6 protein-coding genes are annotated in these 6403 nt (G+C 67.5%); 1 reads left to right on the top strand and 5 read right to left on the bottom strand.

Annotation, left to right across the window (positions count from 1 at the left end; genetic code table 11):
• From fahA to V7Z54_RS09225, 5 genes are all read right to left on the bottom strand, one after another.
• Positions 1 to 1316, bottom strand: a 1316-nt coding sequence (gene fahA, locus V7Z54_RS09245) for a fumarylacetoacetase (RefSeq protein ID WP_334136047.1), incomplete at its 3' end; no start/stop codon positions are given.
• Positions 1317 to 1383: 67 nt separating this feature from the next.
• A complete protein-coding gene (locus tag V7Z54_RS09240; protein WP_334136045.1) occupies positions 1384 to 1596 on the bottom strand; it encodes a DUF2783 domain-containing protein in 213 nt (70 codons plus the stop codon).
• A 66-nt stretch (positions 1597 to 1662) separates the two neighbouring features.
• Positions 1663 to 3273, bottom strand: coding sequence for an FAD-dependent oxidoreductase (locus V7Z54_RS09235; protein ID WP_334136043.1), 1611 nt, complete (start codon positions 3271 to 3273; stop codon positions 1663 to 1665).
• 207 nt (positions 3274 to 3480) lie between these two features.
• Positions 3481 to 4023 (bottom strand): VOC family protein, encoded by a 543-nt coding sequence (locus V7Z54_RS09230; protein ID WP_334136049.1) that lies wholly within the window; start codon positions 4021 to 4023, stop codon positions 3481 to 3483.
• A 95-nt stretch (positions 4024 to 4118) separates the two neighbouring features.
• Complete coding sequence (locus V7Z54_RS09225) at positions 4119 to 5075, bottom strand: MBL fold metallo-hydrolase (RefSeq protein ID WP_334136042.1); 957 nt, start codon at positions 5073 to 5075, stop codon at positions 4119 to 4121.
• Positions 5076 to 5240: 165 nt separating this feature from the next.
• On the opposite strand from V7Z54_RS09225, the gene V7Z54_RS09220 reads away from it, so the two are divergent.
• Positions 5241 to 6065: an IclR family transcriptional regulator gene (locus tag V7Z54_RS09220; RefSeq protein WP_334136040.1), complete on the top strand. Its 825-nt coding sequence runs from the start codon at positions 5241 to 5243 to the stop codon at positions 6063 to 6065.
• Positions 6066 to 6403: the final 338 nt, after the last annotated feature.

Raw genomic sequence — 6403 nt, 5'->3', positions numbered from 1 at the left:
TAACTGCGTGCCGGCAACACCATGCCGCGGCACTCGCCAAAACCGATGCGCGCTGCCCCTGGGGCTTCACACCAACCGCGCAGCACCACCGTGTCGCCATCTTCCAGGAAGGTGCGCTGCTCACCGCTGCGCAGGCACAGCGGCTGCTTGCCACCGTGCGTCAGCTCGATGAAGGCCGCTGCCTGCTCCGGAGCGGGGCCAGACAGCGTACCGGTGCCCAGCAGATCGCCCGGCTGCAGGTTGCAGCCGTTGATGGTGTGGTGTGCCACCATCTGCGCCACGGTCCAGTACGCGTAGCGGTAGCTGGTTTGGGCAACCACCTGTTCGGGCAAGCGCTGTTCGCGCATACGCGCGGTCTGCCAGGCGATGGACAGGCGGATGTCAAAGGCGCCGCGAGCCCGGTTGACCGGGTCGTCCAGATACGGCAGCGGTTGCGGGTCGTCCGCCGGTCGCTCTAATGGGACGCGGTATGGTGCCAGCGCCTCCAGTGTCACCACCCACGGCGAGATCGTGGTGGCAAAGTTCTTGGCCAGAAATGGCCCCAGCGGCTGATACTCCCAGGCCTGAATGTCGCGCGCCGACCAGTCGTTGAGCAGCACGATGCCAAACACGTGCGCCTCGGCGGCAGCCATCGGAATGGGTTGGCCGAGCGCGTTGCCGGGGCCGACGAAGACGCCCAGCTCCAGCTCGATGTCCAGGCGCCGACTGGGCGCGAGCACCGGCGCTTGCGCGTCTGGGGCCTTGATCTGCCCATACGGACGGTGAAAGGCTTGTGGCGACACCCCGATACTGGAGCTGCGGCCGTGGTAGCCGATCGGGATCCACTTGTAGTTGGGCAGCAGCGGGTTGTCGGGCCGAAACAGCCGGCCGATGTTGGTGGCGTGATGCACCGAGGTGTAGAAGTCGGTGTAGTCGCCGATACGCGCGGGCAGGCCGTACTCGGCCTCGGTTTGCGGCACCAAACACGGCTCGACCGTGGTGCGCCAGGGGCTGCTCGCGCGCAGCGCGCGCGACAGCGCCAGCCGCAGTGCGCTCCAGTGCGCCGGCCCCAGGGCCATCAGCGCGTTGAGCTGCGGCTCGGCCCCGGCGGCCAGCGCCTCGGCCGCCAGCCCGTCGAAGGGATGGGCCCGGTGCAGAGCCGCCAGGTCCACGATGGCGTCGCCAATGGCCACGCCACCGCGCCAGGCTTCGCCGCGGTCGCGGCGGCGAAAACTGGCAAATGGCAGGTTCTGGATGGGGAAATCGGTGTCGGGCCGGTTGGCGCCGTCCACCCAGCTGCGCAGGGTGGGATCGTGGGTCTCGTTGCATTCATTCATCGGTCGGTCCTTTGGGCTTCGGGTAGGCGCCGCTGGCGCCACCACGATGGCCGGGGCGCACATCCGGTCAGTGTGGCGGCGCCACAGCCAGCGTATTGGCCCGCGCCAGGGCGATGGCCTGCGACAGCACGCTGCGATCGCCGACATGGTTGGCCAGGATCAGCACCAGCTTGGCCAAAAACATCTCGGCCTGCTCGTCGCTGAGGTCGCGTTGAGCGTTGATCAGCTCCTCGTAAAACGCGTCCGGATCGATGATATGGGGGTGTCGGTTCAGGGGCATGGGACGACTCCGGGCGACGGGTGGGTGGCGACGCGGGACGCAAACACCACCCCACCGGCGTGTGACTCAGGCGTTGGCGTGACTGAGGGCTCGCGCCAGCGCCACAGTGGCGGCAGCGCGGTCGAAACGGCGCCAGCGCGCCGCGACGTACTGGTCGGGCCGAATCAGGTACACCGTGCCGGGCTGACCGTCGTAACGTTCGGCCAGCACGCCCGCACGGTCGATCAGGTCACGGCCCACCTGCAGGACACGCGCCTCGACGCCACCGACGCGCACCGGCTCGGCGGGCCCAAAGCTCAGCAGCACGAAACCGTCACCCAGCTGGTTCAGCAACCAACCCGGGCGTCCATCGCGCTCGATCGGCGCGTCAGCGCAGTTGGTGCCCGGCGCCATGCGGCCGGCAAACGGCTCGGTGTCGGGCGTGTTCAAGGGTGAATGCACATACGGCGTCGGCGTGGACAGCCGCCCGCTGTTGACCAGCGGGCGCGCAAACGGTTCGGTGCGCGCCAGCTCCAGCACCGCGTTGCGCAACCGCAGCGAGGTGCGGCTCTTGGGTGTGATGAAGTCCGTCGAGCGCGTGGAGTTGAGGATGTTGTCGTCGGCTGCGAACGCCCGTTCGTCGTGGTAGGTATCCAGCAGCGACTCGGGTGCGTCGCCCTCCAGCACCGCCTTGAGCTTCCAGCTCAGGTTGTCACAGTCCTGCACGCCGCTGTTGGCGCCGCGGGCGCCAAACGGTGAAACCTGGTGCGCCGCATCGCCGGCGAAGATCACGCGCCCGTGGCGAAAGCGGTCGATGCGCCGACACGCGAACTGGTACACCGACACCCACTCCAGCTCAAACGGCACGTCCGGCCCTAGCATGGCCTGGATGCGCGGGATGACCCGCTCTGGTTTCTTCTCCTCGTTGGGGTCGGCATCCCATCCGAGCTGGAAGTCGATGCGCCAGACGTTGTCACACTGCTTGTGCAGCAGCACGCTCTGGTGGCGGTGGAAGGGCGGGTCGAACCAGAACCAGCGCTCGGTCGGGAAGTCGGCCTTCATCACTACGTCAGCGATGAGGAAGCGGTCCTGGAAGAACTGGCCGATGAAGTCGGCGCCGATCATGCGCCGGGTGTCGCTGCTGGCGCCATCGCACGCAATCAGCCACGACGCCTCCATCTTGAAAATGCCGTCGGGCGTCTCGACCGTCAGCACCACGTGGTCGGACTGCGGCTCCACCGCCAGCACCTTGTGCTTCCAGCGCAGGTCCACTCGCGGCGACTCGTCGCACGCGCGCACCAGCCGCTCCTCCAGGTAGTACTGCTGCAGGTTGATCATGGCCGGCATCTTGTGGTGCTCCTCCGGTAGCAGGTCGAACTGGTAGACCAGCTCGTCGCGGAAGAACACCTTGCCCACCTTCCACTGCACGCCTTGGGCCACCAGATCGTCACCCAGCCCCAAGCGGTCCCAGATCTCCAGCGGGCGCTTGGCGTAGCACACCGCCCGCGAGCCGACGCTGACGGTGTTGTTGTCATCCAGCACCACGGTGGGAATACCGCGGAACGCGCAGTCCAGCGCCTGCGTCATGCCCACGGGGCCGGCACCGATGACCACCACCGGGTAACGCACACGGCGCCCCTCGCGCTGTTCGTCGCTTTGCCGGTAGGCGTACTGGGGATAGGTGTAGGTGTGCAACATAACAGTCTTTCCTACAGATGAGACGGTCAGGGCGCGCGCGGGGCGGTCAACGGTGCGCCTGCCACTGGACGCGGTCTGCAAACCCGGCCGGCCCGCCGCAACCCGGGCTTGAGCCACTGGCCAGGGACTGCCCGAGCGGCGCTGGACCCGCCGACGCTGGCCCCGTCATCGGGGCCGCACGCCGCGCACCGATACCCGCGGGGTCGGTCAGTCGACGGCGTGGAACTCTTTTTCGTGCATCCACGCCGCATGCCGGGGCGCGCGCCGGGTCTGTGCCCACTCGTTGAGCATGTCCCACTTCACCGCGTCGAGTTTTTCGTACATGTCGGGGGTGCCGACGTCGGCCGCCAGTTCGATACGGTGGCCGTTGGGGTCAAAGAAGTAGATGCTCTTGAAGATGGTGTGGTCGGTGATGCCGACGACGGGAATGCCCGCCGCCTCCAGACGCGCCTTGGTTTCTTCCAGCGTCTGCACGCTGTCCACCTTGAACGCGATGTGCTGCACCCATTCAGGGGTGTTGGGGTCGCGCCCCATGGCCGGCGAGTTGGGCAGTTCGAAAAACGCCAGCACGTTGCCCTGCCCGGCGTCGAGGAATACGTGCATGTACGGGTCGGGCGCCTTGGTGGAGGGCACTTGGTCTTCGGCAATGGCCAGCACGAACTTCATGTTCAGGTGCTTGACGTACCACTCGACGGTTTCCTTGGCATCGCGGCAGCGGTAGGCCACGTGGTGGATGCGCTGGATCTGCAGCATGAACGATCTCCTCTGGCGACGGGATGGTAGACATGGGTGGCGGATTGGGACATGGCCGCAGCGCCTTGGCGCGCATCCGCGGCCGCGCCGACTCAGCCTTCCAGAGCTTCCCACATCTGGCGGTCACGCTCGGCGGTCCAGATACGGGGGTCGGGATACTGGGTGACCTCGTCGTAGCAGCGCGTCACGTCAAACGGCATGCAGTGGTCGAAGATCACCCAGTGGCCATACTTGGGCTTGAGGCGCTCGTACGTCTCGCGGTACACGGCCCTCAGGTCCTTGCCGGCGGCCACGCCCGCTTGCACGCTGGCGTACACGTCGGCAATGAAGGCGTGCGTGCCGGCCAGTGCTGCCTGCACCTGCTGCGGCGTGGTCAGCGCCGCCCCGCGACCCGGCACCAACTTCTCGGGTTGCAGGGCCGCAATGCGGTCCAGCGTCTGCGGCCAGTCGCGGAAATACGCATCCCCCGCATAGGGCGTGGCTTCGAACTCGACCAGGTCGCCCGAAAACAAGATCTTCTCCTGCGGCAGCCAGGCCACCGTGTCGCCCTTGGTGTGGCCGCGGCCCAGCTGCAGCAGCTGCACTTGCAGCTTGCCCAGCCAGATGGTCATCTGGCCAGTGAAGGTGATGGTGGGCCAGGTCAGGCCGGGCGGCACGGTCTCGACGGCACGGAACAGGCGCGGAAAGCGCCCGATCTCGCTAGCCTTGTCCGCCTCGCCACGTTCGACGATGAGGTCGTAGGTGTCCTGGCTGGCGATGATGTGCTGCGGCTGATAGGCGCTGGCACCCAGCACTCGCACCGCGTGGTAGTGCGACAGCACCACGTAGCGGATCGGCTTGTCGGTGACCTGGCGGATGTGGCGGATCACGTCCTGCGCCATGGCCGGCGTGGCCTGGGTGTCGATGACCATCACCGCGTCATCACCGATGATGACGCCGGTGTTGGGGTCGCCCTCGGCGGTGTAGGCGTAGGCGTGGTCGGACAGCCGCGTAAAGCTGACCTGCTTGTCCTGTAGGTCGGCCTGGCTGGCAAAGGCTTTGGTGCTCATGGGTATACGCTCCGTCAGCGCCGGGATGGGAATTCATCCATCCCGAACGTGTTTGCCATACAACAATTCCGATGATACGCGACAACGTTGTACCATGTCGAATCCATTTACCTCAGTAAAAACCCCAATCCCGGCATCGGTGCCGGACACGCATGCAACCGACAAATGGTGAACAGAAACGCACCCCGGCACACCTCGGCGACGACAAACGGCGGCACGGCCGATGAGCCCGGGGCGCGCGGATCGCGCGGTATCCAGAGCATCGAGGTGGGCGGGCAGCTGCTGCGGGTGCTGGTGCGCAGTGGCGCCGCCCTGCCGCTGAAAGATCTGGCCCGCGCGGCCGGCATGACGCCCGCGAAGGCGCACCCGTATCTGGTGAGCTTTGGCAAGCTTGGGCTGATCGAGCAGGATCGGGTCAGCGGTCACTACGGGCTGGGTCCGCTGGCGCTGCAGCTGGGCCTGATTGGGCTGCAGCAGGTCGATCCGGTGCGGCTGGCGGTGGCCGAACTGCCCGCGCTGGCGCAGACGGTGCGCTGCACGGTATCGGCCGCCGTGTGGGGCCCGGTGGGCCCCATCATCGTGCATGTGGAGCACGGCCCGACCCCGGTGCACGTGGCCATGCGACATGGCACGCCGGCCTCGCTGCGGCACACCGGCACGGGCAAGATTTTCGCGGCGTTTGCACCTGCAGCCACGGTGGCCGAGGCGCTGGCGCGCGAGGGCGAGGCGCAGGCGTTGCAGGACGCCGCTTTCGCGGCCGAGCTGGAGGCCATCCGGCGCGCGGGGCTGAGCCGGGTGCGCGACGAGCTGCTGCCCGGCATCAGCGCAATGGCGGTACCGGTGTTCGACGGTTTCGGGCGGGTGGTGCTGGCGATTGCGGCCATCGCCCCCAGTGCCCTCCTCGATCTGGACCCACACGGCGCCCCAGCGCGCGTGCTGCGCGAAGCGGCCGAGCGCCTGTCGAATCGCCTGGGATATTGCGGCGTATGATGAACGCATGACCACTGCCCGCGCGACTGACCGCTCGCAGGATGAGCCACGCGAAGCTGGCGCGCCTGCTGCCCCACCGACGGCCCCTTCCCCCCCCCGCGCGACACCGGGGGTGGCCATGGGTGACACCGCGGCGCCGGATCTCACGCGCTCAGCGCGCCGTCGCGTCCTGAGCTACGGGGCGACCACGGCCGTGCTGGCAGTGCTGACGGTGGCCAGTCAGCCGGGCGTAGCGGCATGGCAGGGGTCGGTCCATCTGCACACCCTGATGGAAGCGCTGGCCACACTGTTGGCGCTGCTGGTGGGACTGATGGGGCTGGTGCAATACGCCGCCCTGC

The sequence above is a fragment of the Tepidimonas sp. genome (assembly GCF_036824975.1).
Lineage (GTDB): Bacteria > Pseudomonadota > Gammaproteobacteria > Burkholderiales > Burkholderiaceae_C > Tepidimonas.
This window is presented reverse-complemented; position numbering and strand designations above follow the sequence as displayed.

Excerpts from the sequence above, each read along its gene's own strand:
- V7Z54_RS09240 (WP_334136045.1), bottom strand. The coding sequence starts at position 1,596 with ATGCCCCTGAACCGACACCCCCATATCATCGATCCGGACGCGTTTTAC.
- V7Z54_RS09235 (WP_334136043.1), bottom strand. The coding sequence starts at position 3,273 with ATGTTGCACACCTACACCTATCCCCAGTACGCCTACCGGCAAAGCGAC.
- V7Z54_RS09225 (WP_334136042.1), bottom strand. The coding sequence starts at position 5,075 with ATGAGCACCAAAGCCTTTGCCAGCCAGGCCGACCTACAGGACAAGCAG.
- V7Z54_RS09220 (WP_334136040.1), top strand. The coding sequence starts at position 5,241 with ATGGTGAACAGAAACGCACCCCGGCACACCTCGGCGACGACAAACGGC.